Genomic DNA, 26893 nt, shown 5'->3' on the forward strand with positions numbered 1-26893 from the left:
GCACAGCGGGAAGGGAAGGGTTAGGGGGAGGGGGTGGGGGAGGTTTTCCCTCCCCCAAAGCCCCCCTGGCTCCTTCTCCCTGCTCTCTGCGCCCCCCCCCCCGGGCCTGCCGCCGAACGGGAAGCTCCCGCCCCCTTGGGGGCGGGAGCGGGGTAAGCAGTGCTTACCCCACAACTTGCTCCGCCAGGAGCCGAGTTGACCTCACGCTGCTGTCCGGCCGTGCCGGGCGAGGTGTCGTTGGCGCTCACCGGTCCGACTCCGCTTCCTGCTGGCGATCCTCGCGCAGGATGTCCTCGATGAAGTCCATCGCCAGGACGGGGTGGTGCAGGGTCCATGGGCGGCTGTGACGGCCTTTCTGCACAGTCCAGGTGCAGTCCGGTCCGGTTCCGGCGCGGTGGAGGTGGCCTTCCCGGACCAGGACAGTCAGCCAGGTGTCCACTTCGGCGGGGGTGGCGGGGGTGGTGCGCATGATGGTGCTCTCCAGTCGGTCGGAGGGATTCGGAAGGTTGGGCTGCGGGGGGCGGGTGACCGGCCAAGTTGTCCGGCCCGGTCACCCGCTCCGGTGGTGCGGGGTCAGTCGCGGGAGGTGGCGGCCGGTTCGTCGCGCTGCTCGCGGAGCTGGGCCATCAGCGCGGTCAGCGTGTCGCTGGACAGCGGGATCCGGTGACCCCGGATGGCCTGCGCGACGACCTGCCGGGTCAGCTTGTCCTGCGCTTTGACCGCTGACCGGGCGATCTCCAGCAGTTCCTCGGTGTCCGGGTCAGGGCGCCGGTCACCGGCTCTGCGGGGCTCGCGTTCACTGACCGGCATGGGAGTGACCGGCCCGTCAGTGACCGACGGGTGGCTGACCGGGCGGGCGGTGACCGGCGCGGTGGCGGCCGGTCGGTCACCGACCGCCGGGCCGCTGTCCGGCCGACCGCCCAGGTCAGCAGCCTGATTCCCCCGAGCATCAGTACCCTGGTGACCGGTGACCGGGCGGCCGTCGTCCGCCAGGTCACCTGCCCCGGCCAGTGACCGGGCGGGCGCGGTAGGCGATTCCCCGGTCACCCGGGACGGGTCCGTCGGAGCGCTGACCGAGCGACCAGCATCGCTCTGACCGGCGCGCGATGACTGCTGACCGGCCCGGTCAGCCGCAGTGACCGCGCTGTCGTCCGAGCGGTTTACGGTCACCCGGGACGGGTCGGTCGGCGCGCTGACCGGGCGACCGGCATCGGCCTGAACGGGACGCGGTGACCGCTGACCGACGAGGTCGGCCCGGTCGGTTCGGTCGGTGTGGCTGTCCGGGCCTCGGGCAATGAGGATGTACAGGTGGACCGCTCCGGCCAGCGCCAGCGGGGCAACCGTGGACAGGTACTCGACCACGGTGTCGCCGAGCTGCAGCCCGCCGGCGTCGCTGTCCCGGTTGAGACGGACGGCGTGCAGGGCGTTGGCCCAGACGCTGACCCCGGTCGCGGTGCCGACCAGCGTCCACACGTACAGGCGGGCGCGCAGGGGGGCAGTGCGCAGGACGAGTAGGGCGCGGATGCCGTAGGCGATGAAGCCGTCGACGACCAGGGGGAAGAGCCAGCACAGGGCGGGGCGGATGTGGATGGCGATGGCCATCTGCATCAGGGCGCTGGCGGACAAGGCGCATCCGGCTCCGCCGAGGACGATGACGGCCAGGCGGTCCCAGCCGGTGACGAGCACCGTTGCCGGCGCGGGGCCGGGGTTCACGCCGCCGTCCCGAAGTCGTCCTGGTCTAGGGCATTCTCGCCCGGCCCAGGTATCGGGTCGGTGGGCGTGGTGGTTTCCAGGTCGCGGTGGCGAAGGGCTCGGCGGGTCTCGCGGTGGCGCTTCAGCGCGGTCTCCTCGTCGATCTTCAGGATCCAGGCCAAGCGGCGGGCGGGCAGGCCGTGGCGGTAGGCGGCGTGGATGACGGCCTGCCGTTCGGCGGCGGTGAGGTGGATGTCGCGTCCGGCGACGGCAGCGTTGACGCGGGAGTAGTCCAGGCGGTGCGGGAGCCGGGTGTGCATCGGGGCGCGTTCCTGTTCGGTCAGCCCGCCCCTAATGCCGTGGGTGTCGGCGTTCTCCAGGGCGGCGTCCAGGCAGGTCTGGCGGACGGGGCACTGGTTGCACAGGGCCTTGGCGGCGCGGATCTTGTCCATCTCCTCGGGGTCGGGGAAGAAGATCTCGGGTTCGACCGGGTGGTAGTCGGTGGGCTGGCAGAGGGCCTGGTTCTGCCAGGTCTGGTCCCCCAGCGAGCGGTGGTGGGCCGGGGTGGTGGTTTTGGTGCTGGGCATGCGCGGTGTGCTCCGATCGCTCTCCGCGCGCGGTGGGCGTCGGCGGAGATGCCTGGTCGGGAAAGTCGTGGGCGGCGCGCTGGGGGCGGGCCCAGCAGCAGCCGTCTGACCGGAGGTCGGGCGGCGCGGACGCGTCTGCGGTCGACTAGGTCGAAGGCGACCCTCGTGGTCATCTGCGTGAGCCTGCTGGCGACGCGGTCGCCGACGTGGGCACGCAGGTCGCCGATCGCGAGGTTGGTGGTGATCAGGGTCGGCAGCATGTGGTTGTACCGGCGGTTGACCAGCCGGTAGGTGACCTCCTCGGTCCACTCGCTGGCTTTGGCCGCGCCGAGATCGTCCAGGATCAGCAGCGGCACCCGGGCCACGGCCGCCAGCTCCCGCTCGGTGTCCGCCCCGGCCCTAGGACGCAGCTCGGCGTATAGGTCGGCCGCCGTCGTCGCCCGCCACCGCACCCCGACACCGGCCTCGACCAGCGCGCGTACCGCGCCGTACGCCTGGTGCGTCTTGCCCGCGCCGACAACTCCGGCCATCAGCAGCGACGGCCCCGTCGCTACCTGCCGCCGCGCGCCGAGGCCCGGGGCGACCGCCTGTGCGGCGACCTCCCGGCACCAGGCCAGGACCTGCGGGTGGTCGGCCACCGCGTCCCCGTAACGCGGCAGCATCGAGGCCCGCAGGGCGTCCAGCGGCGAGTACGGCTTCGGCTCGTCCGCCGTGCTGACGGCCGTGGCCGGGTCGATGTTCCGGGCGGCCAGGATCCGGGCCACGCGGTCCAGGGTTCCTGCTCCACCGAGGGTCTGCGGTTCGCGGGTTCGGTTGCGCATCACAGCTCCTCGGCGTAGGCGGTGGCAGCGTCGACCGGATTGGTCCAGGCGGTGTGAGCGGGCACGTTAGGCCGGAATCCCGGACGGGCCAAACCGGCGGCGGGCGGGTTCATCGCGTCGTTGACCAGCGACGGCAGCCGCGAGGGGTGGCCCTGGATCTCGCCATAGCGCCGCAGACCGGCCCGCACGTGCTCCGGGTCGATGCCCTCTGCCAGGAGCTTTTTGATCACCCGGCCCAGGTGACCGATCACGTCTTCCGGCGGGCGCTGGCCGCACGAGGCGACGTACTCCCCGACGAGCTGGTTCGCCGAGACGCTGCCCGCGTCGGGCGCATCGCGCCCCGTAGGGAAAGAAGATCCAGGATCCAAGATCCTAGGTCCGGACCCCGAGGGTTCCCCGACCTTTTGGGGAGCCTTCGGGGAGGGTTCGGCGAATCCGGCCTGACCTGCGGTTTTGTCAGCAGCCTCGCGGTGAGTGCTGTCGGCGGTGTCGGCGACTTCCTGTGCGGGCGCGGGAGCGTTCTGGGCGGGGGCGGGAGGAGTCGGCGTGGGCTGATCGGGCAATTCGGGGGTTCCCGGAGGGTTCGGGGAATCTTCCGGGAGGTCTCCGGGAGCCTTCGGAGAGTCCTCGGCGCGCTCGGTGCAGGGGCCCTTGCAGACCCCACACCGCTGCGGCTCGCACTTCGGGCACGCAGGGAGCCGGGACTGAGAGGGGGTGTCGATCTTCTGGTGCTTGAACCAGGTCGGGTAATGGAAGTACCGCTTGCCGTCGCAGCCGGTGTACCGGCAGATCGCCCCGGCGTTTTCGAGCTGGGTGAGGTCGTCCTCGACCTGGACGGCGCCGTGCTCGGCGCGCAGCGGCCAGATGATGCCGAAGATGATCGCCGCGTTGTCCCTGTGCCTGCCCCAGTCGTCGGCCATGTTGGTCATCGCCAGGAAGGTCACCATGGCGGGGATACTGACCTCGGCGAGCGTCTCGGACGTCCAGGTCTCGGGCTTGATGGCGCGGATTCGCGGCACGTCAGCGGCCCCGCACGGCAGCGACCAGGTCGCTGCGGGTGAGAGTGGCGGTGGCCAGGTCGAAGGTGTGGGGCTGGGCCCAGTCGGTCTCCGGCCACACCCTCATGATCCAGCGGGCTGCGACCTTCGCTGTCGTCCGGCTCAGCTCCATCGGCGTTCCGGTCGCGTCCTTGGCGATGGCGTGCGGGTGGGGCCAGGTCTCCAGCGGCGCGATAAGGCTGACGCGCAGGGTCGCCGCGCCGGGGATCATGTCGGCGAGCTGGGCGGCCAGGCGCTGCGCCCGGCTGGTGTCTGGGCAGGCTTCGCTTTCGCCGTCGGCGGTGTGCATGCAATACTCCCGTGTTTGTAGGAGCGCGGTACGGCGGTTCTCGTGCAAAAGCCCCGCCGCCCGCGTGATGTGAATCGGCGCCCTCGGGTGCCGGCCCGGCGTCTGGGAGTTGGTAGCTCCCGGACGTCGGTCTCATGTCGTCTGGAAATCGCCCTCTGTCGCCTCCCGTTGAGCCCTTGGCGGGCATTCCTCCGCTGCGACGATCAACGTATGCGCGGGCGGCGGCAACAGTCCACCGCGTATGGGCCGTTACTGCCCATGGACGCCAAAACGACATACTGCACTGGCCCTTCGGGAAAGCCGATGGCTCGGCTTCTACGCTCGAATCGCTCCCGGGTCACGGGAGGTTCTATGGCGGATATGGCGGGATGACCGCCGGGCGCCACCGCCACCTCGCCGGACCGGGGGATCCCCCTTCTGGCCTCGGTCTTCACCGGTTCCCGTGACGTGATCTTCGACCTCCAGGCAGATACTGTCAATCTCGTATGATTCAGGTCTCTGACCTGCATGTTTGATCATTACGGGCGAATAGAAACTCATGCCTACTTTATCCGTTTTGGATAGATTGAGTTTCCGGTGCCAGCGCCCTGACCTGGTGCTATTCCCCACAGGTCGTCATCACGGCCGCCCCGAGGTGAACGGATCCCGTGACCGCTTCGAGCGTGGCCACTTCTGACGCGCCGGGACGTGTCCGACTACGGCCAATAACCGCGTCTGCGTCGTACCGGCGGTAATCAGATCCAGGCGACTCAGGCTCTGCGGGCGGAGTGACCAGGACCACTTTTCACCGGGAGGTATAGACCTATGTCCATTTTCATCTCATGATGAATTGGCCGCTCCTGGTCGGCGTTCGATGGCCGACCGCGGTGAACGCCGAAGGAGCGAAAGAAGATGGCAATGCGACGCCGTACAGAGGTCAATTATGCGACCGTTCCGGCATGCCGTGTCCCAGAGGGCTCGATGACTCTGAGCCCGGATCACGAAATGGGAGAGGGAAACTCTCATGCGCACGACGGTGGTTGGGGCAGCCCAGGAAGCAGTACACCCGGTGCAACGATCACGGAGGCCGCCGCCGATCTCGCCGCTCTTCTGGGCCGCTGCAGAACCGTACTGCAGCGCATCCATGTCGAGACGGCGTCAGCCGTGTGGGGGCTGGACTGGGCCGAGGGCGAGGCGGACCCGTACGCGGATCTCGACCAAGGGGTCGATCTCGTCGTGGGGGAGCGCAACGTCACACGGCACTGCGAACGGCTGCGCGACATGTCGGGCCGTCGTCTCAACACCATGCGGTCGGGGCCGGTGCCCGAGATGTGGTCGGCCAGTTCCGAGGCGGCCACCGCAGACCGCCGCCTCCTCGACCGGGGCGTTGTGATCCGGGAGATCTACTGCGACCGGTCCGGCCTCACCGCGCAACAGCACCTCGTCCTGCTGGGTCGGCAAGCGATGGGCATAAACGCCCGTCTCCTTCCGACCGTGCCGACGGACCTCATGATCATGGACCGTGCCGTCGCCGTGCTCCCGGTCGACCCCGACCGCCCCGGCTGGCCGCTGGCTGTCGTGCGGAACCGGCGGTGGGTGAGCGCGGCACAGCAGATCGCCGACGCCTGCTGGGACCACGCCGTCGACCAGCCCGGAACCCCACATCCGCGCGCCATCGCGCACGCTCCTGGCCGCGCGGGGGTGTAGTAGAGCGATGTCGGCAACCAGGGCAACAGCGTTCGTCACACGTTGGCCGCTCGCGAGCGTTTCCCACGCTCCACTCAGCCCGGCGACGGCGGAAGACGCCGCTATGTGCCTCTACCAACTCCTGCTGCGGCGGGGCAGCGCACCGCCGGATGACATCACCGAGGAGTCCGGCCTCGCTCCGGATGCGGCCGACCTCGGGTGGGCGCATCTGGCCAGTCTCGGCCTTGTCCGCGAAACCCCCGCAGGCGATGAAGTCGCCACGGTCAATCCGGAAACAGCCCTCGCCGACGTCCTCGCCCGGCAGCGCGGCCTCCTCGCCACTCACACCGCCGAGGTCGAGCAGCTCAACCGTGCCGCAGGCGACCTCGCGGGCAAATACCGCTGTGCCGTCGCCGACTCGTCGGCCACGGCACGGGTCGAGATCGTCCGGGGCAGCCCAGCCCACCGCGCCCACCTGATCGCCGACATGAACCACCACACCCGGCACCAGAGCGACTCCATGCACCCCGGCCCGCTACCAACGGCGGAAGTGCTGGCCGAAGACATAAAGCTCCTGCGCCGGGGCGTGCGCGTCCGCGCCATCTACGGCCACGTCGCGGCCCAAGCGCCACACACACGCAGATACCTCACGGACCTCGCAGCGGCCGGGGCCGAGGTCCGGCTCATCCCGCACGTCCCCTTCGACATGCTGGTCGCCGACACCGACCTCGCCTACCTGCTCATTACTCCGCCGTCCGGGAACGACCGCGGCATGGCCGAGGTCCGTGGCGAACTGCTCCTCGCGATCTGTCAGGCGCTCTACGAATTCTGCTGGCTCCAGGCCAGCCCCTATCGACCCGACGAAGAGCCCCCTGGCGAAGGCGACGGCCAGCTCACCGCCACCCAACTGACAGTCCTGCGCCTGATGTGCGACGGGCTCACCGACGCGCAGATCTGCCAGCGTATGGGTATCTCCACCCGCACTCTCCGGCGCTATCTCACCCAGATCATGGATCACCTCGGGGTCGCCAGCCGCGTCCACGCCGGAGTCCGCGCCGCCCGACGCGGACTTCTGGACAGCACCTGATGTCCCCTCCATGGGCAGTGCCGACCAGGCGATGACCACGGGCGGCGTCCGGCTCCGCTGAACTGACGCTCCGCGCACCTGCCCCGACAGTCGCCCAGAGACCGTCACGCCTCCCGGCGAAGCAGCCCACCCGTCCGCAGCGCGTCGATCTCGGTGACCGATGCGACGCGGCCGTGGTGATCGGACAACCAGACGTCGGTTGTTTGCGGGACCGACTGGCCGTGACCGTTGACGACCACCGTGACGCGGCGCCCCCTCAGGATGCCGTGCCCCGCGTCCAACCCGTGCCATTGCGCTGCCGCTACATGAAGCCGCATCGGTGCGCCGGGCCATGGGCTCTCGGACAACATCACGGCCCCGCCACGGCGCACACGGGCGGCAAGTCGCCGAGCGAGCGCGTCGGGCACCCTTCCGACCGCGCCCAGCAGGATGACGCCCGTGCAATCCGTGAGCAGCGACACCACCTGGGGCCACGCATCGCCGGGGACGTCGATTTGGAGGCCGGTGTCGGGGTCCAGACCAAGATCCTTAGCGGCCAGGACGCCGAGATCCGGCATGGCCACAGCCGCCCAGACGGCTGCGGCGGCACCGGCGACGGCCAGCAGCAACTGCCTGTCTTCTACATGGGCCACGGTGCCAACGGGCAGACCGTCCGGCAGGACGCCTCAGTGCCCCCGGGGCACTGAGAGGCGGCGCGCCGCCACCGCCGAACTGGGCAGGGCCCTGATCGCTCCCTGTCCGGCAGCCCTCATGGGCGAGTATCCACTCGAGCACTATATTAGAACAAGTGATCGAATATGACGGCCCGCCGGAACCCGACCGCCTTGACAAGCTCCGGGCCGTCGAGGAGTGGCTCATGTACCGGCTCGACCGCACCCGGACCGCAATCTACGAAGAGGAGCGGAAGAAGCAGCAGGCTGTACGGGCGGCCGAGGCGGCAAAGCAGCGTGCGCGCATGCTCGAGGGCTGGACGGTCGAGCGCCGCTGGAACCGGACGGTTGTGCACTATGGCGAGTGCTGGACCCGCGACGACGCCAAGAGCCATCCGCTCGGACCCGCGCAAGCCCGAGCCATGGTGGACGCAGGCGACGCAGGGGCGTGCACTGTCTGCGAGGCATCGCGAAGGCTCGACGCACCGGCCTAAGGCCCAGCGCTCGACGGCGTGATGCTCAGCCGAGGTCGCCTGCCGCAAGGTCGGGCCTCAGCCGGTGCCAGGACGGCTGACGCAACAGACCCCCACGGGTACGGGTGGCGTAGCGGATCTCCGCAACCAGCCGGGGAAGCACCCATCGAGCGCCCGGCACACGCGGTACCGGCGTAAACGGCGAATCCGGCCACGCGGCAACCTGCAGCAACTCGGCGAGTTGCCACCGCTCCTGGTCGCTCCAGCCGGTGCCCACGCTCCCGACGTAGTGGAGGGCACCGTCGCGCGCTTCGCCCATGAGGACCGCGCCGGGCAGCCCCGCCAGCCGTCCGGCCCCCGGCACCCAGCCGCCGACGACGATGTCCGCTGTACGGATGTTTCGGATCTTGATCCAGTCGCGGGAACGGACACCCGGCTGGTACGGCGATGTGATCCGCTTAGCGACGATCCCCTCCTGGCCCGCGGCGCGGGTCGCATCCAGCGCCTCGGCGGCATGCCCGATGACGGCAGTCGGCACCGACCACGACGGGGCGGCCAGGCCGAGCGACAGCAGCGCTTCGCGGCGCTCGGCCCAGGGCCGGGCCATGAGGTTCCGCCCGCGGAGCAACATGACGTCGAAGAGCACGATGTGCACGGGCACACGGGCGGCAAGCCGCGCGGTGCGGGCCGGCTTCTGCCCCAGCCCCATACGGGACTGGAGCCGCTGGAAGTCGGGGCTGCCCTCGGCGTCGAGGGCGACGATCTCGCCGTCGAGCAGAGCGGGAGTCCCGTCGACCGCAGCGACCAGACCGAGTAGCTCCGGGTACGCCGCAGTGATCTCCGCGCCGCTCCTGGACCTGACTGCAATCGTCCCGTCACCCGGCAGATGGACGACAGCGCGCTGGCCGTCCTGCTTCGTCTCGACGGACCACCAGCGATCACCTCCCGGTAGTGGGAGTCGGCCGGGTGTCGCCAGCATCGGGCCCGCGAAGGGGAGTTGCACCATGACCGAATGCTTCGCCCGTAGAGGGCTCCGGCAGTCCCGAAACGCCGAAATGGCGTACCAATGGCCCAGCTCTCGGCATGCGCGCGCGAGGCGCAATCAGTCAGACTTCAGCGGAAGATCGACAACCATCAGCGCGTACAGCGGAGAATCAGCGAAGGGCCCTCGTATCCGACTACGCAGGCGCTATGTCTGCACTCCTGTCATGTCTCATTCGATGACCGCGGCACATGGCCCCCTCCGTTGGCCGCTCACGCCCCTGCGGCAGGCAGTCGCGCCGGGGGGTAGCGTCCCGGCTCATGTTGTTGATCTCCTTCTCCGGTGAGGGCTGGGTGCAGTGGGGGCTGGAGTATGAGCCGCTGATCCCTGAGCGCATGCCGGTCCTTATCGATGAGGATCTGCGGTTCGAGGATGAGCGCGGTCCACGGGCGACCGTCGTCGCGAACGCCTGGCTGCGCGAGCTGCCGATCAACAGGGTGCCATCGTGGCGGTCTTGGTGGGCATACGCACGGGCGGTCGCACCGTGGCTGGAGTTCTTGGAACGGCACGCCGTCGACCCGTTCGGTGACCGCGATGAGCTTCGGGCCGCGCTTGGAGGATCTGCCGAGTTCCGGCTGGCAGGCCCGCTCGGGAAGCGGTGGGGTACGGAGACGTGGAATCAGCAGGTGAACGCGCTGTCCCGGTTCTACGGCTGGTGCGTCAACAACAAGCGCTGCCAGGACGTCCCGTTCACGTACTCCTTCGCCCGGCGCTACATCGAGGACGGTGGGGTGCACGAGGTGCGCCGGAACAACGCGACGGTGCGCCAGTCGTCGCGGCACGTGACGATGAAGTACCTCGAAGACGACTTCGCGCAGCTCTTCGTAGCCGGACCTGGAACGCTGGATGGCCGAGCCCACGATCAGCTACCGCGACGAGACCGGCCACTTCATCCGCTGGTCGGTCCAGCACCGACATGCCCGCGACCTGACCTATGGCACCGTCCGCGGGAAAGGCCCGCTCAGCACCATCGACAGCGATAAACGCTGGGCCGACGCCCAGCGTTTCCTCAACGACAACACCCTGCCGACCCCGGACCGCGTCGCGGGACTGCTGCTGATCCTCTACGCACAGAAGATCTCCACCATCAGCCAACTCACCGTCGACGAAGTGAACATCGTCGGCGACACCGTCGCGATCACGTTCGGCACGTCGCCGGTCGTCCTCCCCTCACCGCTGGCCAATCTCGTCCGTGAGCTTGTCGCGACCCGCCGCGGCAAGGCCAAGATCGGCACTCCGGACGACGTTCCTTGGCTGTTCCCGGGAGGACACCCTGGGCTCCCCCCCTCACCGACAGTCAGATCGGCAAACGCCTGCACCGAATCGGGATCCGGCCCAAGCAGGACCGTTCCACCGCGCTGTTCACTCTCGCGACCGAAGTCCCCGCCGCGATCCTCGCCCGGATGCTCGGGGTCCACATCAAGGTCGCCGTCCAGTGGCAGCAGGCATCAGCCGGGGACTGGGCCGCCTACGCCGCAGACGTCAGCCTCCGATCAAGCACCGCACCAGCGCCCAGCGCCCCAACAGCGCCTCGATAGCAAGGAAGCAGTATGAACAGCGAAACCACCTGGGTGACCTCGGCCGGTGGACCCTTGATCCTCATTCCCCAGTCCGTCTGCCACCACTGGGGCGGCGCCCCGCGCACCTACCCCGACGACGAAGGCGACTACGGACGCGCCTGGGAGGTCGACGGCTACGTGGGACTCATCGACGTCGGAGGCGCACAAGCGCTCGTCCTGGGCGACATGCCAGCCCGCACCACGTTCCTTCCCCAGCACAACGTCCTGGTCAGAGAGGTCGCCGACGACGAAGGCGACGCGGACCTCCCCGCCCTCGTCGCCGGCCTCCTGCCACACGTGGAATGGGAAACGGGCCCCACCTGGACCATCAATGAGCCAGTCGTCCTCTTCGACTCCGTTTACGAATCCACTGAAATCGCCACGGAGGAACACCTGCGCATCGACCTCCCAACGGGCGAGTACGTGATCAAGGCGGGATACATCGAAGTCCCCAGTGAGTACCTCATCCTCGTGCGCCTCCTCCGCGACCAGCTGCCACCCTCAGCTGATCGACCTGAGCAGCCCGCCGCATCCAACGCTCGGGGTGACCTCCAGTGCTGACCTACGAAGACCTGACCGCATGGGCCGGAGCCGAAAACGTCACCCGGGCCGACCCCGCCGACGTGGCCAGCTGGCGCATCCCCGAGCACCAGAAGGCACTGCTCGTGAACATCGGCGTTCCCATCGTCGATCAACTGATCGAGTACGTCACGTTCCAGACAGATCCGGCCCCCGCCCTTCAGACCGCATCGGGCAGCGTCCTCTACCAGCTCTCCCGGAACCATCACGGCGACCTCGTGCCAGGTCTGCAATGGGCCTTCGGTGTCGAGCCGGACACCGGAAAGGTCTACTACGTCCTGCCCGATGGGGAAGCCTGGTTCGCCAACTCCTCCATCGACCTCTGGTTGCGGACACTGCATCACTACGGCCGACACGTGAGCCAGTCCCCGATCCTCAACGACCCGGACGAACACGAGGACGAAGCCCTGGCAGAACTTCGCGAGCTTGCGGAAGAACTCAAGGGGATCGACCCACCCGCCTTCGAGGGCTATGTCGGCTTCATCTGGGCCGAGCTCCTCGAACGCTGGCTCTGGTGAAGGGCAGCGTTGCGGATGATCCAGAACCACGGTGGGTGTCGCCGCTCCGCCTGGCGTCGGCCCCACGCTGAACGCCGTTCAACACGCACTCACGGGGAAGCATTCGGACAGTTCCGATACCCGACTGCACCGTTAGGAACCAGCGACTCCGGATTCCGCGCCGAGGCTGTGCCCCTGCCGGGACGGCAGGGACAGGAAAGGATGGAGCGGCAGGAGCGAACCCTAGTGCTGCTCCACGTAAGTTCGTGGAGGGGCGTTGGAACTGATCAGGCGGCCTTGAGCGGGGTGCCGTCGTAGGTCCACTTGTACGGCTTCGCGGTTTCGTTGCGGCCGATAACGTAGGTCTCCAGTTTGTCGATGAGGTCGTCGCGGCTGGAGAAGTCGCCGTGGCGCAGGACTCGGCGGGTCATAGCAGAGAAGTACAGCTCGATCTGGTTCAGCCAGGAGGCGTGCGGCGGGGTCCAGTGCACGGTCCAGCGGGGGGTGCGCAGTCAGCAACTTCTTGGTGTGCTTGGCGGTGTGGGAGGAGCCGTTGTCCAGGACGACGTGGATGTCCTGGCCTGGGGAGATGGCTGCGTCGAGTTGATCGAGGAATGCGGTGAAGGTCACCGCGTCGTTGCGGGCGATGACCTCGCCGATGCGCACGTCCAGGGCAGCGACCAGGGATGCGGTGCCGTGGCGGCGGTACTCGAACTCCTCGCGGGCGGGCTCGCCGGGCCGGGCGGGGCGGCCGGGGTGGCGGCGTGAGCGGGCGGCGATCACGGTCTTCTCGTCGATGGACAGGACCACGGAGCCCTGGGGGCGGGTTGCGGTAAAGGTCGCACACGTCCGCGACGCGGTCCCAGAAGTCGGGGTGTCGCGGCGGGTGAGCCAGCCGCGGACCAGGTGCTGCTTGAGGTCCAAGTCCGCAAGGATCTCGCCGACTTGGGGGGCCGAGATGGCGGCGAAGACGGTGCCGGCGACCTGGGCGGCGATCGTGCGGTGCGACCAGGTCCGGGTGCGGGGGTGCGCTGGTGGCCGCCGCCACGATCGCCACCCGGACATCGGGGCCGTAGGTCTTGGGACGTCCCGCCCACTTGACGTCACCAACCGCCGAGGCTGGACCTCGTAGCAATTGGGAGGTCCAGCCTCGCTCAGTCGTTCAGCGGTCCACAACGTCGAAGTCAGCGTTGCCGGAGCGGACCATCGCAATGAACGCTGACCAGGCCGCACGTGAAACCACCAGGGCCGTCCCGCGTTTGTCCTTGGAGTCTCGGATGCCGACCTGGCTGGTCAGATGGGCTATCTCGACGCAGGACCCACCGGTGTCGTTGCTGTAGGAGGACTTGAACCATGCGGACTCGGCCACGTCGGGGGTCGTGATGTTGACGTTGATGACTACGTCCATTCTCTTACTAGTCCTTGTAGGAATCCCGCGGTACGAGCTGGTGGTAGAGCGCTGTCGCGCATCGCGTCGAAGCGGCGGACGTTCCTCTGCACTTCCCGCGACTCGTCGGTGACGCTGATGGTGTTGGGCATGTCGACCTGCACGACGAGGTCGAGCGATTCGGAGAAGTCGAGGATCGTGAAGTTGCTCTCCGAGCGGTAGGTCACGATGTCGTGGGTGAGGATCTGGATGGTCACGTTCTCCAGTCCTCCCAGTTCCACGATCTCAGCGAACTGCTCACGCATCACCTCCGGGCCTCCCACCGTGCGGCGCACCGCCGCCTCGTCCATGATGACGCGCAGCTCCAGCGGGTCTTGCGTCCGGGTGATCAGTTCCTTCCGCTCCATGCGGAGCCTGACGTTCATGTCGATGTACTCGGTGGTGGTCTCGTCGACAGGCTTGGCGATTAGATAGAGCGAGCGGGCGTACGCCTCGGTCTGGAGCAGGCCGAACACGAAGTTGGGCTGGAAGGCCCGCATTACGGCGGAGTCCTCCTCCAGGCCGCGGTACGTCGGCATCTTGGAGGGCATATACGCCCTGTACGGCGTCCACGGCTCCTTGCTCAGCGACTCCCGGTGAAGCTGAAGCAGCGTCTCGCGATCAGTCCTGTCCATGTCCAGGTCGTAGTGGTCAATCAAAGACTCAAGATCGCCGACCCTCGGCAGGTCGTTCTCCCCCAGCTCGACCCGCGCCAACTTGGTGTGTGAGAAACCGAGTTCCCTCGCGACCTCCTGAAGTGTCAGCCCCTTCTTCTCTCGGAGCTTCCGCAGTTCCTTGCCGAGTTCCCTGCGCCTGAACGTCGCTCCGCGCTTCGCTGCCACCGTTTCATCCTTCCCAACGTGTTGGTGCCCGGCGTGTGCTGTGCCCATGCCCGGAGTGGTCCCTGCCCGGCATCGGCGGAGGACGTGTCCCCGAGTGTTCCACCCTCTGTCACCCCCTGAGTAAGCCCCTGTTGAGGATTGCGCATTTGCCAGTTTTCGCGCACTCGCGTTTGTGCTTGCACAGTAACTCTCACATGCAGCACGGTGGTTGAGCAGGCGAAGCCACTGCTTCCTCGTATCGGGAACAGCGGGCATAGGCCGTCCCCGGCAAACCAGCGCAGTTCGACCTCCCGCTTCCTGTGCCGCCACTCAGGCGGCGGTGCGGGCGCTTACTGCAATGAACCATGAGCACGCAGGCCCCTGAGGTGCGGAGGAACAGCCGATGTCTCTCACAGTTCGGAGGAATGTCCCCGTCACGCGCCGCTGCCGTTCGAGCCGCGCACCGGCGCCAAGTGTGATCGACGCGGTCGTGGTGAGCGTCCGTCTCGGCGGTCGCGCGGGTACCGATGAGGACTGGCAGAGGCCCGGCCAACTCCGTAGAACCGCCAGTGCGAAGCTGTGTTCCTGGGGGCTCCACGAGCTGGTCGACCCTGTGTCTCTCATCGTGAGCGAGTTGGTGACCAACGCCCTTCAACACGGCGACGGCTCGTTCCTCGACTTCCGAATGGCCCTCACGACGACCGGCGCTCTCCGGATCGAGGTTGGCTCCGCCTCGCACGGCCGGCCACGCTTACGTCAAGCGGATCCCGACGCCGAGAGCGGGCGCGGCCTCCTCATTGTTGAATCTCTTACGGACGCCTGGGGAATCGCGGACGACGGATCGTCGACCTGGTGCACGATCTCGTCGGTAGGCGGTGGGCGTGCATGACCAGCGTCAACTGGCTGCCGCAGCGCCTCTATCGGCCTGAACGCACACTTGGTTGCGACGAGTCGCCTGTGCCAGGTGGGCAATCATGCGGCCATTTCGTTCCGGAGACGGCCGAGTTCATGGTCTGCGGCACCCGCAAGATCGGGCAACGCTGTCCCTGCTGTGCGGATGATGCGCTGAAGCTGGTGCGGAAGCCGTTGAGTCGCCGCTTCGCGGATTGCCGTTTCCAGTTCCTCCTCGGCGCCGCTCCGGTCATCGGCACGCAAGCGGACTACTGCCGTTGTGATCAGTGCGATCACGCGCCACTGGGGAGCCACGGTCGTTGTGGCGTCCGGCCCTCTTTCGGCCAGGGTGATAGCCACACCCGTGCGGCCTGTGGCGATGAGGCCACGAAGTCTTACCTCGTGCAGGGCGTAGGGATTGAACAGACTGGTGTGGTTCACACCCTCGGCCAGCAGCTTGTCTGCTTCTCGGATTGCGCGGTCGAACAGTATGGCGTCCCCCAGCGAGCCTGCGGCGCGGGCGAGGAGCGGCAACGCGGCAGCGCGCGAATCGAGATCCGGAGCCGATGCGGCGGCGCGGGCCAACCGGGCGACTGCGGCGCTGCTCAGGCCGGTCTTGCGCAGTTCGTTGCCGTGCATCCGCAGCGCGTAGGTGCGAAGATGTGGGTCGTTGAAGAGCGGCGTGATCTCCAAGCCCTTCGAGGTCCAGCGGGCGGCGGTGGCCAGCTTCTCTTCGGGGAGAAGGTTTCCCAACGCGACGCCGAGTCCGATCCTGGCGTGTGCGAGCAGGCGGAGGACGTCGCGTTCGGCATACCCTTCGGCTATCCGTGCCTCCAAACGAGCTACCAGTGGCCAGAGTTCAGCGACGGCTTCTGTGGCGCGGCCGGACTGGCGGGCGATCTCCGCCAACCGGACGGCGCTGGTGCCGAACTCGACCATTGTGTGGTGGTCGATGTCGGCCAGCGAGGTGACGCCCAGGATGTGGGGCGGCAGGCCGAGCCGCTCGCAGATCCTGCGCAGGGAGCTCACATCGGAAACGGTGCGTTTCCCGGTCTCCAGCAGGCTGATGTACGTCTTGTCGTAGCCGAGCAGTTCCCCGAGCTGGGTCTGGGTGGTTCCCTGGACGGTTCGGTGGAAGCGCAGGACGGCGCCTACATCGCGGGTGGCGAGGACGGCTTGTGCCTGCGGTGTCGCCCAGTGCCAGGCTCGGTGCCGGCTTGGGGGGAATCCCGGCTTCGTCTCGGCGTTCACGGGTGGTCACGTCCGTGCGAACGCGAGGATCGCCCGCTTGTAGCCGTGGGGCATCGTCAGCCCCGGCACCTGGTCGAGCGCGAACAGGTTTGCCTGTTTGTGCTCGTGGCTCACGACCGGCTCGTGGCCGGGGTTCACAACGGTGCAGCCGTAGGTGACGATCAGCACGCGTCGGCCTGGGATCGGCTCGTACACCCACACGCCGCCGTCGATGAGCGGACCGGCCTTGACCGTCCAGCCCGTCTCTTCGAGGACTTCGCGTTCCACTGCGGCTTCGGGGCTGTCGTCGGCCTGTTCTCCGGTGTCCTGGGCCCGGATCTCCAGCCGCCCGCCGGGCAGTTCCCATTCTTCTCGTTCGTTCTTCAGCAGCAGCACACGCCGCTGGCGGTCAAGGGCGACGGCTTTGACGGACACCGGCCACAGGGGCGGTACGTACGGCATGGCGGTCCTCATAAGGCGATCGGGCTTCGGACCGTAGCACGCAGTGACCGTCCTCCGACGGGCTGCTGGCCGATCCGCAGGTTGACAATCTGTCGCTTTACCCGGTCCCGGCTGTCTGCCGACAGTGGAAACACCGCCCGCCCGCCGAGGAGTTCACCGATGAGTCACGCCCTCGCCCGCCCTGCCGCCGGCCTGTTCGCTGCCCACTACCTCGCACCGCACGGCCCGCGGGCCGACGAAGCGGTCGCTGCGCAACTGCGCGCCACGGGTCTGGTGATGGTGGACGGCCTCGACTCCCGTCAGGCAGTGCTCGACTTTGCCGGTCGCCTGATGCACGTCCTGCCCCACCGGGACAGCGATCCCGACGGTCTGACCGTCATACGGGACACCGGCCGCGCGGCCGGGGCCGGATTCGCCGGGCTCGGCAGCGGCTCTCTGCTCCCCCACACCGAGGGGTCCGGTATCCCCGTCCCTCCGCGGCTGATGCTCATCGTGTGCGAACGTGCGGCGGAGGCGGGCGGCGAATGCGTGCTGGTCGACGGCCAGCAGGTGCACGCCGACCTCGCCGAACACCGTCCGGAGGCACTCGCCGCTCTTGCCGACGGTCAAGCGGCGTTCTTCGGCGGTGCCGACGGCCTCATCGCACCGGTCTTCCGCCAGGTCCGCAATGACCGCGCCACGGTACGGCTGCGGTTGGACGACCTCGCCCAATGGCACCCCCTGGCCCAACCATTCGTACCCGCCCTCGCGGACGTGCTCGACCGCCTCCGGCAGCCGGTCACGCTGGGCCCCGGCGAGGGCTACCTCATCGACAACCACCGCTGGTTGCACGCCCGCACCGCCTTTACCGGAGCCCGCCGCCACTACCGCGCCCTCGGCAACCCCCGCCTCGCGATGCCGCACGGCTTCATTACCGCAGCCCACGGCCCGGAAGACGTGAGCACCACCGTCGTTCCGAAACCCGGGACAGTCGCCCCCGCCCCTGGGCCGTCTGACGCCCGGCTCCCCCAATCGTCCCGAGCTGCGAATCCCGCTGTACTGTCCACCGCGCTTGGAGAGATCGATGAACTGGCTCGGTGACGAGGCGACCGCCGTCATGGCGGCCGTACTCCACGGTGCCTTCGGCATTGACGTGGCCGCAGTGGGCGAGATGACGCTGCCCCCTGAAGGCGCGGGGGTATCGGTCCGCTGGCGAATCGCCGACGACGACGACGAGTTCGACGTGGACTTCTACCGGTCGGGCCGCGATGTGCAGCGCGCCGAGCTCGCTGCCGACGTCAGTGAACACTGCCGCGCCCAGGGACTGCCGACAACGGCCTATCAGCCTGATCTCAGTCGGCGTTTGGTGTCACCGACTGAGACTGGCGGCTACACCGTCACCGCGCCGCCGCCCGGCACGCAGTTGCCAATGCCGATGACGGTATCGAGCGCGCGGGCAGCCGGGGCGATGCTCGGCCGTCTGCACCGCGTGCTCGCGGGTTATCCGATGCCGCAGCCTCAGTCTCAGCCGGAGCCCGGCTGCGGCGCGTGGCAGTCCGCGCCGCTGGACGAACTGGTCCAGGCCACCCAGACCGAACTGCTGAGGATCGTAGAGAGCGTGAACGTCGGCGACCGGCAGCGGCTGACGGACCTGGCCGAGCGCAGGGTGGCAACGATGCGAACGCACCTTGCACCGGCACGACGACGCGTGGCCGCCGCGCGCACGGTGCACGTCCTCCACGGCGATTACACCGCCGAGAACATCAGCTTCGGCGACGACGACGTCACCGGCATCACCGGATTCCGCGCCCCGGTGGGGCATCCCGCGCACGAGCTGGCCCTGGCCGCGTTCAATCCGCGTACCGCCGCCGACGCTGATGACTGGGACAGCATCGCGCTCGCGTCCGTGGAGGCGTACCGCGCGAACCAGCCGTACCTTCCGCCGCCCGAGATCGCCGCGTGCGCCGACATCGCCCTGCTCGCGCTGCTGACGCAGCCCCCGTGGCATCCGTTCGGGCCGGTACACGCCTGGGCATGCGCCGACGCGGCGATCAGCCGGATCACCTGCCGACTCCGTGATCTGCACACCGCGCTGGCCGAACTTGCCGCACCAGAGGGGAGGACCCCGTGAGCGCGCCCCTGCCCCTCGCCGAAGAACTCGCCGGGCTCGCCGCCCAGATCCTGCTGCACTGGACCGCCGACGAACAATGGGCCGAGGTCCGGACTGCGGCCCGGCACCATCTGGTCCAGTGGACGGCGATGACCGGTCTGCTCTTGATCGACCGCCTCGACCTGGAGGCCGACGCCGATCCGCTGCTGGACGAGGCCGCCCGCGCCATGGCGATGACGGCCGCCGCCGTGCAGCACCGCGGCCACGACCTGGCCCATCAGCTCGCCCTGGCACGGCCGGTCGGGGAGGCCGTGCACGCATTGATCGTCCAGGCCGACCTGATGCGCGCCATCACCAACCGCTCCGGGGCCCGGTTCGCGGCCCGCACCCCGGCGCACGCGTTGGACTACCACCGCAACTGCTTGGCCTACGACGTGTACACCGCGGCGTGGGGCGAGCCTCCAGCACGTTACTGGCTTCCCTCCGCCGTCGTCGTCGCCCGCCGAACGGAACTGGCACGCCGCTACAGCTCCATGGGCATCCGGCTCGGCGAAGGCCACCAGATTCTCTTCGACACCGCCGCCCTCCGCCCGGGTGGTGACAGGCCGCTATGACCGTTCCGATTCCCTACGTGGCGCTGCGCGAAGGCGAGCAGCCGGCCCTGGCTTCCCAGTTGCGGGTGCGCGCCGACGGCCACGGGCTGGCCTACCGCACCGAGCACCAGACCGACCGGTACCGCCACGGGGTGCTGTGGGCACGCTGTTCCGGGCCGATGAACGCGAAGCGGCTGACGGGCAAGCCGATCTTCGAAGAGATGCACCCCCGGCGCCAGCGGCGGGCGATGACGCAACTGCTCTGCCAGGTCTGTACGTCGCGAGCCTCCCGTACATCCAGCGGCGTGCTGTTCATGACGTTCCCGCCGGACCCACAGGACGATTCCGGCTGGCCGGAGAACATGCTCACTGACCAGCCGCCGGTCTGCCTGGCCCACGCGGACGACTCCCGAAGGCACTGCCGCCCGCTGGCGGCCGAGGGAGCCGTCGCGGTCCGGGCGACCCGTCCGGTGCCGTACGGGGTCAAGGGAAGCCTGTACTGGTACGGCGCCGCCGGGCCGGAACCCGCCGTGCTGCCGAAGCAGTACGCGTATACACCGCTACCGCTGTCCGAACATCGTCTGCTGCCGTGGTTTCTCGCCAGCCATCTCGTCATCAAGCTCCAAGGCGCGCGGATCGTCGACCTCGACGAGGAGATCCACACGGCCCGCCCCGCCGGTTCCCGTCTCCCGGTGCCGGCCTGTCCGGTCTCCGGCGGCCTGTGGACAGGAGTCGTCTCGTGACAGGGACAGCCCCGGCGGGGTACCGGCCCGCTCTGCATCCGGCCGGCGGCGACAACCAGTTGCGGCAGGCGGTCGACGACGTCCGGCTGGGCCGATGGCTGTCGATGCGGAACCTCCTGGCGAGCACCGGCAGCAACTGGGCTCTGCGCACTTCCCGTTCCCAGATCCTCGCTACGGCGGCCGTCCGCTCCAACGCCGTACGCGAATGGTTGCGGGAGGAGCCGGACAGCGCGGATGCGGTGATGATGCGGGCCCGGGTCGCCACCGCGATGGTGCTGCGCGCTCACCAAGCGGGTCACCCGGTCCGTGGCGAGGTCGAGCAGGCCCGTGCGGCGGCGTTCCATGCCGCACGGATCGCCCCGGGCGATCCGGTGCCGTGGGTGTGCCTGCTCGCGCAGGCGCAGACCGATCCGTGCCAGGAGATCCCCGAGCACCGCAGAACGCCGCCGGACTACCTCCTGGCACCGGGCCCGTGGGGCCTGCTCCACGAGGTCACCGCCCGGCATCCGTTGAACCGCGAAGCCCACCACCGGGTGCTGCAGTCCGTCCTCGCGTCCCGCTTCACGGGCGTCAGCGGAGCGGTGATCTACGCGGAGTGGCTGGCAAGCGTAGTGCCCGTACAGACACATTCCCCGCTTCTGGTGCTGCCGCTGTACGCGGTCGCCGAGCACTACCGCCAGCGCCGCGACGGCCGCAAGTACGACGTACAGCACCAAGGCCACTGGAGTACCGAGTCCGTTCGCGCCCACACCGTCCGCTGCCTGGCCTGGTTCGCGAACTGCGATCCTGCGCTCGCCTCGCCTCTGGACCTGAACTTCTTGGCGCACGCAGCCTGGGCCGACCGTGGTTTCCGGGAGACGGCTCCGGTCCTTGAGGCGATCGGCCCGAACATGACCTCCCGGCCATGGACGTACGTCACCGCGGTTCCCGGCGACCGGGATTACGCGGTGGCTGAGTTCGACAAAGCGCTCCGTCAGTGCCGGGCGGTCGCCGCGACCCCGCCGTCGGCAGCCCCGGCTCCGGCGTCCGCATCACCACGCACCTGAACAGCCAACCCCACTACCTCACCGCTCCCCGTTGCCTGGAGGCTTTCCCATGCCCCGAACTGTCCCGCCGCCGCAGCCCGCGGCCGTCGATGACGACATCACGCTGAAGCGGCTGGGCATCCAGCCCGTACTGAACCGGCGGATGACGCCCTTCGGGAACTTCGCGATCAGCTTCTCGGTGATCTCGATTCTGTCCGGATGCATGACGCTGTACGGGTTCGGCATGACCACCGGCGGTCCGGCGGTCATGCTGTGGGGCTGGGTCGCGGTCGGCGCGATGGTGATGCTCGTCGGCGCGGGCCTGGCCGAAGTCACCTCCGCCTACCCCACCTCGGGCGCGTTGTTCGACATGGCCAGCCGCCTCGGCGGCCCCCGCTGGGGATGGTTCACCGGCTGGCTGAACCTGTTAGGACTCCTGGGCGGGATCGCCGGAATCGACTACGGCGCCGCACTGTTCACCGGAGCCTTCGCCAACCTCCAGTGGGGCTTCACCCCCACCCCCGGCAAGACCATGCTGATCTACCTGGCCATCCTGCTCCTCCACGCCACCCTCAATCTGTTCGGTGTCCGGCTGGTCAGCGCGCTCAACTCCATATCGGTGTGGTGGCACCTGGGTGGCGTCGCCCTCATCGTCGGCGCCCTGATCATGGTCCCCGACGACCACCAGCCCACCCGCGCCGTCTTCACGTCCTTCGCCAACGGCACAGGCTGGAGCAGCCACTGGTACGTGGTCCTGCTCGGGCTGCTCCTCGCGCAGTACACCTTCTCCGGCTACGACGCCTCCGCGCACCTGTCGGAGGAGACCTCACACGCACAGACCAGCGCCCCGCGCGGCATCATCCGGGCGATCTTCTGGTCCTGGCTGGCCGGATTCGCCCTGTTGCTCGGCCTGACCTACGCCATCCAGGACTACACCGGCACCCTGGCCACCAGCACCGGTGTGCCGCCGGCCCAGATCTTCCTCGACGCCCTCGGCGCCACCGGGGCCAAGATCCTCCTGCTGGTGGTCATCGCCGCGCAGCTCTTCTGCGGAAACGCCGAAGTCGCCGCGTCCAGCAGGATGGTCTTCGCGTTCTCCCGCAACTCCGCCTTGCCCGGGTCCCAGCACTGGACCCGCGTCTCCGGTCGCACCGGCACCCCCACCCGCGCGGTCTGGCTGTCCGTAGCGGTCGCCGCCCTCCTGGCCGTGCCCGCCCTTTACTCCAGCGTGGCCTACGGAGCCGTCACCGCGATCAACGTGATCGGCATCACCCCCGCCTATGCCGTTCCCATCTATCTCCGTCACAAGTATGCCCACAACTTCCGCCCCGGCCCGTGGCATCTGGGCCGGTGGAGCCGACCGGTCGGCTGGACCGCCGTCGCCTGGGTCTGCTTCGTGACCGCGCTGTTCTGCCTGCCCCAGACCCGCCCCGCCCACGGCCTGGTCACCGTCGAGACCTTCAACTACGCCCCGGTCGCACTCGCTGTCGCTCTCATGCTGGCGACCGTCTGGTGGCTGGCCCGCGGACGCCACGGCTACCAGGCCCCGGCAGCCACCACCCATGAGACCAGTGCCGAAGCCGAGGAACTCGTATGACCACGCCCATGGCGAAGGCGACCACGGGTCTGCTCACTCTCAGCGAACTACGGGCGATAGCGGAAGCCCGTCCGGCGGAGATGGTGCTGCTGGCAATCCCGGACGTGCAGGGCCGCCTGCAGGGCAAACGGATCCCGGCCACGCACTTCGCGGCCCATGTCGCCGACGGCGAAACGGACTTCTGTGCGTACCTGCTGGCCACCGATACAGCGATGCGTCCGCTGGACGGCTACACCCACACCTCCTGGTCCAGCGGATACGGCGACATGCGCATCGTCCCCGACCTCGGCACCCTGCGGCGTCTGGGCTGGCCCGACGCCGGAACCCTCGTCATCGCCGACGCCCACGCCGAGGACGGCACCCCACTGGCGATTGCTCCGCGCACGATGCTGCAACGCGAACTCTCGCTTCTTGCAGGCGAGTTCGGGCTAACCGCGCAAGGCGGGCTGGAGGCGGAGTTCACGCTTTACCACGGCAACACGGCTGCCGCCCTCACACACGTGCGTCCCGCTTCTCCGAGCAACCTGGACTACCACCTCACCCAGCCCCATCCCGTGCGGGCGTTCTTGCAAGAACTCGAAGAAGCCCTCATCACTTCCGGTCTGCGACTCGAGGCCACGAAATCCGAAGCGGCGCCGGGCCAGGTCGAGGTCACCTTCCGCCACGGCGATCCACTCCAGGCGGCCGACCAGCAACTGATCCTCAAGCACGCCGCCCGCGAAATCGGCGAGGTCACCGGACTGACCCCCACCTTCATGGCCGCGCCCGAGACCGGCGTCGGCTCCGGGCTGCACGTCCACATCTCGCTGTGGGACGACGACATCCCGGCCATCGCCGCCAACGACGGGACGCTGCTCCCCACCGGATGCGAGGCGATCGGCGGCCTGGCCGAGGTCCTGCCGCAACTCATGCCGCTGATGCTGCCGACCGTCAACTCCTACAAACGTGTGCGCAATCACAGCTTCGCGCCCACCCACATGGCCTGGGGCTACGACAACCGCACCTGCGCCGTCCGCGTCACCGGCCACGGTGCCAAGGGCCGCCACCTGGAAATCCGCATCCCCGGCGCCGACGCAAACCCCTACCTCGCCCTCACAGCGGTCATCGCCGCCATCCGCCACGGCCTCCACCACAGCCTCAAACCACCCCTCCCTGTCACCGGCGACGCCTACCACGCCGACCATGTCACCCCACTCCCCCGCACTCTCACCGACGCCAAGTTCCTCTTCGCCTCCAGCACCACCGCCGTCGGCCTGCTCGGCGACGACGTCGTCACCCACTACAACACCGCCGCCCGCCATGAACTCGCCGCCCACCACACCGAAGTCACCGACATCGAACGGCAGCGGGGATTCCACCTCTGACCATCTGTCCGAATCTGACGTTCCGCAGACCCGGCGAGAGGTTCCGTGACCACGGCTGTCCTCGGCAGCCGCGACACGGCGTAAGTGCAGCCAACAATGACCCGCCTCGCCGACCGCGTCTGGCGGCCCGGCTCGCGCCGTCGCTGCCGGACCGGCACCTGGACCTATCCCTTTCCGACCAGAACGTCCATCACGAACAGGAACCGCACCGTTGAAATCCTCCACGATCACCGTGCCGCGTCGGTCCGAAATGCCCCTGATACCGCGGCGCCGCTACTCGGCCGGTCCCGTCGGCACCGTCAGGGTCGACACGCCCACCGGGAGGATCGCCGTACCGGTGATCACCATGACCGCTGAACCGGCCGCTGCCCGTCCGGGGGCACCGCGATGACCGTCACCGTGCACAACGAAGCTGGTGCCAGCGGTCGGCGCCTCGCCGACCGCATCGAATCGGTCGTTGCGACCGTACTCCCGCAGATCATGGGCTACACGAGCCTGCCGGAGCCCGACGGCGCCATCCGCCTCGTCACCCCCCCCGTACCTGGAAGCGGGAGGTGCAGCGCTACGTCACCCGCCAGTTCGAGGTCGGCTTCACCGACGCCCCGGCCACCAGCCAGGAGCGGTCGGAGGTGGAGGAACAGCTCCGGCGGCGGCGCACCACCTGGCGGTGGCGCTGGCCGCTGGTCAACGGAATGACGGTGACGGACTCCAGCGGCCAGCCGCAGACCCTGATCATCCCGCAGGCACTGGCCCACACGGGTCTGGCCGCCACCGCCACCGGCCTGGAGCGGTTCGTGATCCACGAGACGGTCCACCACGTCCAGCTCCACTACAGCGCGGCCCGGGTCCTGCCTCCGCCGCCTCGTGACACGCTCCGCCCGAGTGTGCGGTCGGAGCGCGTCGCCGGGCTCCTCACGCTCTTCGAGGGCCAGGCGGACTGGACCGAGCAGGAGATCACCTACACCTTGTACGGGCCGAAGGCGCTCAATCCCGCGACCCGCAGGGCCTCGGTGCACAGCTCGGTGCGCTGGCGGCTGTTCCATGCCCGGGAGGCCGCAGGTGCGCGGTGGGCACACCACCGCCGCGGGACGCCGCTCCCCCCGTCCGTGCCTCGCGACCACCAGCGCGCCCGCGCCGCCCGCGACCAGCCCGCCACCCTCACTGACGAGACCGCCGTCGGCTTCGTACGGCAGACCGTCGCCGCTCTCGGCACCGACCGGTGGAACGCGGTGTGGACCGACCCCGCGCTGCTCCCCACCGACGAGGAACTCGCCTCGCCCGGCAAGTGGATCGCCCGCATCCCCTAGCCCACAGCCGCAGGCGGGGTGCGCGAACCGGCCCCGCCAACGGCGCCCCGTATGCACCCCGCCCGCGCACAACACCACGAGGACAGCCCGTGCCGCACCCATTACCCCAGCGGACGACGCCAGGTGGTCACGTCCGCCCAGACGTGGCCACTCCGCCCCACCCACCGTCCGGGCCCGGCGGCGGTCAGCCAGCCGCCGGTACCGGCCGGTTGCACGCCGACCTTGCCGGTCTGCTGCTGGTCGCCTCATGGGCGCCGCTGACCACGGCGTCGGTCAGCTTCGCCACCCTGTGCGGACTCGACCACCCCGCCTGGGCCTGGGAGGCCGTCGTCAGCGGCCAAATCGTCGCCGCCGTCGCGGTGTTCTTGTGGCTGTCCTATCTCGTGATCGGCCGCACACCGTGGCAACCTGACCGCCGGATCCGGCGCGCGGCCCTGCGCACCGCGGCCGTGGCCACCGGCATGGCCGCCGTCGCGACCTCGGTCCCCCAGTCCGGGCGACTGCCCGCCGCCTCATCCGGCCTGGTGTGCTTCGCCGCCGCCGCCGGCTGGCTGACCGTAGAAGTCTGCCGACGCCACAGCATCACTCCCGCCGGTCTCGGCATCACCCTGGACAGGAACCGAAACGACGCCGGGCGCGCCGAGACCTTCGCGGTCCTCCGACGCACCGTCGACGCCTGCGCGGCCGGAAGCGTGACCACCACCGTCCTGACCGCCCTCGCGCAACAGACCGGCGGCACGCTCCCGGTGATGCACGGCAGCCAGCTCAACGCACTCGGCCTCGACGGACCCTGGCAGCTGGCAGCCGCCGTGGCCTCCAGCATCGCCCTCGAAGACGTGGTGCTGCTCGGCGCCGTCTGCGCCCTGATGTCCGCCGCCCGGCAGCCCGCCTGGCAGATCTACCTGCTCTCGACCGGCCTCGACATCGCGGTGCACGCCTACTTCGGACTGCCCGCACTCGGCATGGGCGTATACACGTGGTACCGCGTCCGCCTCTACCGGCAACATTCCCGGCTCACCCCGATGATCTTCGGCCACGCCGCCGTTGACCTGACCATCGGCCTGACCGAACCGGTCACATCTCTCACCCTCCTGATCCGGGCAGCGGTGTTCATCCTCGTCTACACCACCGGCCCGCGCCCAACACGCCCCCACTCACGCGCCGATGCCGGTACCGGCCCACCGGCATCAGGTTCCAGAGCCGACCCCTGATGACCGTCGAGCTGGTCCGGTCCTGCGGTCTTTCGGTGCACTTCGGCCCTTCATTCTCCAGCACGACTAGGACGTACCGCCCTTAGGAGCGAGCTCTGTGACTGCCATATCCCCGAACTATGAAGGGACGTCAGC

General features: G+C 68.9%; 28 protein-coding genes and 2 pseudogenes. 16 read left to right on the top strand and 14 right to left on the bottom strand.

Annotated features, from left to right (window positions below; genetic code table 11):
• Nucleotides 1–244 precede the first annotated feature (244 nt).
• The 6 genes and pseudogenes from ACZ4EF_RS33900 to ACZ4EF_RS33925 form a co-directional block, all read right to left on the bottom strand.
• A complete protein-coding gene (locus tag ACZ4EF_RS33900; RefSeq protein WP_467507977.1) occupies nucleotides 245–469 on the bottom strand; it encodes a hypothetical protein in 225 nt (74 codons plus the stop codon).
• Between the two features lie 104 nt (nucleotides 470–573).
• Nucleotides 574–1713, bottom strand: coding sequence for a DUF2637 domain-containing protein (locus tag ACZ4EF_RS33905; protein ID WP_467507979.1), 1140 nt, complete (start codon nucleotides 1711–1713; stop codon nucleotides 574–576).
• The gene (locus ACZ4EF_RS33910) at nucleotides 1710–2279 is read right to left on the bottom strand and encodes a WhiB family transcriptional regulator (RefSeq protein WP_467507981.1); all 570 of its coding nucleotides are present in this window, start codon (nucleotides 2277–2279) and stop codon (nucleotides 1710–1712) included. The genes ACZ4EF_RS33905 and ACZ4EF_RS33910 overlap by 4 nt, the downstream gene beginning before the upstream one ends.
• A gap of 119 nt (nucleotides 2280–2398) precedes the next feature.
• Nucleotides 2399–3100, bottom strand: a pseudogene (locus tag ACZ4EF_RS33915) (ATP-binding protein); the annotation flags it as partial.
• Nucleotides 3100–4119 (bottom strand): hypothetical protein, encoded by a 1020-nt coding sequence (locus tag ACZ4EF_RS33920; protein WP_467507983.1) that lies wholly within the window; start codon nucleotides 4117–4119, stop codon nucleotides 3100–3102. The pseudogene ACZ4EF_RS33915 and the gene ACZ4EF_RS33920, both read right to left, overlap by 1 nt.
• A 1-nt stretch (nucleotide 4120) precedes the next feature.
• A complete protein-coding gene (locus ACZ4EF_RS33925) occupies nucleotides 4121–4447 on the bottom strand; it encodes a transcriptional regulator (protein WP_467507985.1) in 327 nt (108 codons plus the stop codon).
• A gap of 1143 nt (nucleotides 4448–5590) precedes the next feature.
• Between ACZ4EF_RS33925 and ACZ4EF_RS33930 the strand changes: the two genes are divergently transcribed.
• Both ACZ4EF_RS33930 and ACZ4EF_RS33935 read left to right on the top strand, forming a co-directional pair.
• Nucleotides 5591–6133 (top strand): hypothetical protein, encoded by a 543-nt coding sequence (locus ACZ4EF_RS33930; protein WP_467507987.1) that lies wholly within the window; start codon nucleotides 5591–5593, stop codon nucleotides 6131–6133.
• A gap of 103 nt (nucleotides 6134–6236) precedes the next feature.
• Nucleotides 6237–7199: a helix-turn-helix transcriptional regulator gene (locus ACZ4EF_RS33935; protein ID WP_467507989.1), complete on the top strand. Its 963-nt coding sequence runs from the start codon at nucleotides 6237–6239 to the stop codon at nucleotides 7197–7199.
• A 104-nt stretch (nucleotides 7200–7303) separates the two neighbouring features.
• Here the strand turns inward: ACZ4EF_RS33935 and ACZ4EF_RS33940 are convergent, their stop codons facing one another.
• The gene (locus ACZ4EF_RS33940; protein WP_467507991.1) at nucleotides 7304–7831 is read right to left on the bottom strand and encodes a hypothetical protein; all 528 of its coding nucleotides are present in this window, start codon (nucleotides 7829–7831) and stop codon (nucleotides 7304–7306) included.
• Between the two features lie 155 nt (nucleotides 7832–7986).
• Between ACZ4EF_RS33940 and ACZ4EF_RS33945 the strand changes: the two genes are divergently transcribed.
• Complete coding sequence (locus ACZ4EF_RS33945) at nucleotides 7987–8343, top strand: DUF6233 domain-containing protein (protein WP_467507993.1); 357 nt, start codon at nucleotides 7987–7989, stop codon at nucleotides 8341–8343.
• 25 nt (nucleotides 8344–8368) lie between these two features.
• On the opposite strand, the gene ACZ4EF_RS33950 is transcribed toward ACZ4EF_RS33945, so the two are convergent.
• The gene (locus ACZ4EF_RS33950) at nucleotides 8369–9328 is read right to left on the bottom strand and encodes an ATP-dependent DNA ligase (protein WP_467507995.1); all 960 of its coding nucleotides are present in this window, start codon (nucleotides 9326–9328) and stop codon (nucleotides 8369–8371) included.
• Between the two features lie 882 nt (nucleotides 9329–10210).
• Between ACZ4EF_RS33950 and ACZ4EF_RS33955 the strand changes: the two genes are divergently transcribed.
• Genes ACZ4EF_RS33955 through ACZ4EF_RS33965 form a run of 3 tightly spaced genes read left to right on the top strand, consistent with a single transcriptional unit; the run spans nucleotide 10211 to nucleotide 12020 of the window.
• Nucleotides 10211–10918, top strand: coding sequence for a hypothetical protein (locus ACZ4EF_RS33955; protein ID WP_467507997.1), 708 nt, complete (start codon nucleotides 10211–10213; stop codon nucleotides 10916–10918).
• Nucleotides 10915–11484 (top strand): Imm21 family immunity protein, encoded by a 570-nt coding sequence (locus tag ACZ4EF_RS33960; RefSeq protein WP_467507999.1) that lies wholly within the window; start codon nucleotides 10915–10917, stop codon nucleotides 11482–11484. The genes ACZ4EF_RS33955 and ACZ4EF_RS33960 overlap by 4 nt, the downstream gene beginning before the upstream one ends.
• The gene (locus ACZ4EF_RS33965; RefSeq protein WP_467508001.1) at nucleotides 11478–12020 is read left to right on the top strand and encodes an SUKH-4 family immunity protein; all 543 of its coding nucleotides are present in this window, start codon (nucleotides 11478–11480) and stop codon (nucleotides 12018–12020) included. Before ACZ4EF_RS33960 ends, ACZ4EF_RS33965 begins: the two co-directional genes overlap by 7 nt.
• A gap of 266 nt (nucleotides 12021–12286) precedes the next feature.
• On the opposite strand, the gene ACZ4EF_RS33970 is transcribed toward ACZ4EF_RS33965, so the two are convergent.
• The 4 genes and pseudogenes from ACZ4EF_RS33970 to ACZ4EF_RS33985 all read right to left on the bottom strand — a co-directional run bounded on the left by ACZ4EF_RS33970 (nucleotide 12287) and on the right by ACZ4EF_RS33985 (nucleotide 14267).
• Nucleotides 12287–12490, bottom strand: coding sequence for a transposase (locus ACZ4EF_RS33970; RefSeq protein WP_467508003.1), 204 nt, complete (start codon nucleotides 12488–12490; stop codon nucleotides 12287–12289).
• 73 nt (nucleotides 12491–12563) lie between these two features.
• Nucleotides 12564–13064 (bottom strand): annotated as a pseudogene (locus tag ACZ4EF_RS33975) (transposase); the annotation flags it as partial.
• A 97-nt stretch (nucleotides 13065–13161) separates the two neighbouring features.
• Nucleotides 13162–13407 carry a DUF397 domain-containing protein gene (locus ACZ4EF_RS33980; protein ID WP_467508004.1) on the bottom strand — a complete coding sequence of 82 codons (246 nt, stop codon included), beginning with the start codon at nucleotides 13405–13407 and terminating at the stop codon, nucleotides 13162–13164.
• A complete protein-coding gene (locus ACZ4EF_RS33985; RefSeq protein ID WP_467508006.1) occupies nucleotides 13398–14267 on the bottom strand; it encodes a helix-turn-helix domain-containing protein in 870 nt (289 codons plus the stop codon). The genes ACZ4EF_RS33980 and ACZ4EF_RS33985 overlap by 10 nt, the downstream gene beginning before the upstream one ends.
• A gap of 382 nt (nucleotides 14268–14649) precedes the next feature.
• Here ACZ4EF_RS33985 and ACZ4EF_RS33990 point away from each other — a divergent pair, with 382 nt between their 5' ends.
• A complete protein-coding gene (locus ACZ4EF_RS33990) occupies nucleotides 14650–15135 on the top strand; it encodes an ATP-binding protein (RefSeq protein ID WP_467508008.1) in 486 nt (161 codons plus the stop codon).
• Nucleotides 15136–15218: 83 nt separating this feature from the next.
• Here the strand turns inward: ACZ4EF_RS33990 and ACZ4EF_RS33995 are convergent, their stop codons facing one another.
• Nucleotides 15219–16388 carry a helix-turn-helix domain-containing protein gene (locus tag ACZ4EF_RS33995; protein ID WP_467508010.1) on the bottom strand — a complete coding sequence of 390 codons (1170 nt, stop codon included), beginning with the start codon at nucleotides 16386–16388 and terminating at the stop codon, nucleotides 15219–15221.
• A gap of 6 nt (nucleotides 16389–16394) precedes the next feature.
• Nucleotides 16395–16829 (bottom strand): NUDIX hydrolase, encoded by a 435-nt coding sequence (locus ACZ4EF_RS34000; RefSeq protein WP_467508011.1) that lies wholly within the window; start codon nucleotides 16827–16829, stop codon nucleotides 16395–16397.
• A 159-nt stretch (nucleotides 16830–16988) separates the two neighbouring features.
• On the opposite strand from ACZ4EF_RS34000, the gene ACZ4EF_RS34005 reads away from it, so the two are divergent.
• From ACZ4EF_RS34005 to ACZ4EF_RS34045, 9 genes are all read left to right on the top strand, one after another.
• Nucleotides 16989–17909, top strand: a complete 921-nt coding sequence (locus tag ACZ4EF_RS34005; protein WP_467508012.1) for a TauD/TfdA family dioxygenase — start codon at nucleotides 16989–16991, stop codon at nucleotides 17907–17909.
• Nucleotides 17893–18939 (top strand): phosphotransferase enzyme family protein, encoded by a 1047-nt coding sequence (locus tag ACZ4EF_RS34010; RefSeq protein ID WP_467508013.1) that lies wholly within the window; start codon nucleotides 17893–17895, stop codon nucleotides 18937–18939. The genes ACZ4EF_RS34005 and ACZ4EF_RS34010 overlap by 17 nt, the downstream gene beginning before the upstream one ends.
• Entirely contained in the window at nucleotides 18936–19532 is a 597-nt protein-coding gene (locus ACZ4EF_RS34015) for a hypothetical protein (protein WP_467508014.1), read from the top strand. Before ACZ4EF_RS34010 ends, ACZ4EF_RS34015 begins: the two co-directional genes overlap by 4 nt.
• A complete protein-coding gene (locus ACZ4EF_RS34020) occupies nucleotides 19529–20254 on the top strand; it encodes a hypothetical protein (RefSeq protein WP_467508015.1) in 726 nt (241 codons plus the stop codon). Before ACZ4EF_RS34015 ends, ACZ4EF_RS34020 begins: the two co-directional genes overlap by 4 nt.
• The gene (locus ACZ4EF_RS34025) at nucleotides 20251–21300 is read left to right on the top strand and encodes a hypothetical protein (protein WP_467508016.1); all 1050 of its coding nucleotides are present in this window, start codon (nucleotides 20251–20253) and stop codon (nucleotides 21298–21300) included. The genes ACZ4EF_RS34020 and ACZ4EF_RS34025 overlap by 4 nt, the downstream gene beginning before the upstream one ends.
• 49 nt (nucleotides 21301–21349) lie before the next feature.
• Nucleotides 21350–22876, top strand: a complete 1527-nt coding sequence (locus tag ACZ4EF_RS34030; RefSeq protein WP_467508017.1) for an amino acid permease — start codon at nucleotides 21350–21352, stop codon at nucleotides 22874–22876.
• Nucleotides 22873–24240 (top strand): glutamine synthetase family protein, encoded by a 1368-nt coding sequence (locus ACZ4EF_RS34035; protein ID WP_467508018.1) that lies wholly within the window; start codon nucleotides 22873–22875, stop codon nucleotides 24238–24240. Before ACZ4EF_RS34030 ends, ACZ4EF_RS34035 begins: the two co-directional genes overlap by 4 nt.
• 554 nt (nucleotides 24241–24794) lie before the next feature.
• Nucleotides 24795–25547, top strand: coding sequence for a zinc-dependent metalloprotease (locus tag ACZ4EF_RS34040; RefSeq protein WP_467508019.1), 753 nt, complete (start codon nucleotides 24795–24797; stop codon nucleotides 25545–25547).
• A 209-nt stretch (nucleotides 25548–25756) separates the two neighbouring features.
• A complete protein-coding gene (locus tag ACZ4EF_RS34045) occupies nucleotides 25757–26758 on the top strand; it encodes a hypothetical protein (RefSeq protein ID WP_467508020.1) in 1002 nt (333 codons plus the stop codon).
• Nucleotides 26759–26893: the final 135 nt, after the last annotated feature.

It is taken from the genome of Streptomyces sp. NPDC025721, from assembly GCF_055558595.1.

What these genes read in the sequence shown, in the direction of transcription:
- ACZ4EF_RS33910 (WP_467507981.1), bottom strand. Translation starts at nt 2,279, where the DNA reads ATGCCCAGCACCAAAACCACCACCCCGGCCCACCACCGCTCGCTGGGG.
- ACZ4EF_RS34005 (WP_467508012.1), top strand. Translation starts at nt 16,989, where the DNA reads ATGAGTCACGCCCTCGCCCGCCCTGCCGCCGGCCTGTTCGCTGCCCAC.
- ACZ4EF_RS33980 (WP_467508004.1), bottom strand. Translation starts at nt 13,407, where the DNA reads ATGGACGTAGTCATCAACGTCAACATCACGACCCCCGACGTGGCCGAG.
- ACZ4EF_RS33955 (WP_467507997.1), top strand. Translation starts at nt 10,211, where the DNA reads ATGGCCGAGCCCACGATCAGCTACCGCGACGAGACCGGCCACTTCATC.
- ACZ4EF_RS33990 (WP_467508008.1), top strand. Translation starts at nt 14,650, where the DNA reads ATGTCTCTCACAGTTCGGAGGAATGTCCCCGTCACGCGCCGCTGCCGT.
- ACZ4EF_RS33900 (WP_467507977.1), bottom strand. Translation starts at nt 469, where the DNA reads ATGCGCACCACCCCCGCCACCCCCGCCGAAGTGGACACCTGGCTGACT.
- ACZ4EF_RS33935 (WP_467507989.1), top strand. Translation starts at nt 6,237, where the DNA reads ATGTGCCTCTACCAACTCCTGCTGCGGCGGGGCAGCGCACCGCCGGAT.
- ACZ4EF_RS33950 (WP_467507995.1), bottom strand. Translation starts at nt 9,328, where the DNA reads ATGGTGCAACTCCCCTTCGCGGGCCCGATGCTGGCGACACCCGGCCGA.
- ACZ4EF_RS34020 (WP_467508015.1), top strand. Translation starts at nt 19,529, where the DNA reads ATGACCGTTCCGATTCCCTACGTGGCGCTGCGCGAAGGCGAGCAGCCG.
- ACZ4EF_RS33960 (WP_467507999.1), top strand. Translation starts at nt 10,915, where the DNA reads ATGAACAGCGAAACCACCTGGGTGACCTCGGCCGGTGGACCCTTGATC.
- ACZ4EF_RS34000 (WP_467508011.1), bottom strand. Translation starts at nt 16,829, where the DNA reads ATGCCGTACGTACCGCCCCTGTGGCCGGTGTCCGTCAAAGCCGTCGCC.
- ACZ4EF_RS34035 (WP_467508018.1), top strand. Translation starts at nt 22,873, where the DNA reads ATGACCACGCCCATGGCGAAGGCGACCACGGGTCTGCTCACTCTCAGC.
- ACZ4EF_RS34030 (WP_467508017.1), top strand. Translation starts at nt 21,350, where the DNA reads ATGCCCCGAACTGTCCCGCCGCCGCAGCCCGCGGCCGTCGATGACGAC.
- ACZ4EF_RS34010 (WP_467508013.1), top strand. Translation starts at nt 17,893, where the DNA reads ATGAACTGGCTCGGTGACGAGGCGACCGCCGTCATGGCGGCCGTACTC.
- ACZ4EF_RS33925 (WP_467507985.1), bottom strand. Translation starts at nt 4,447, where the DNA reads ATGCACACCGCCGACGGCGAAAGCGAAGCCTGCCCAGACACCAGCCGG.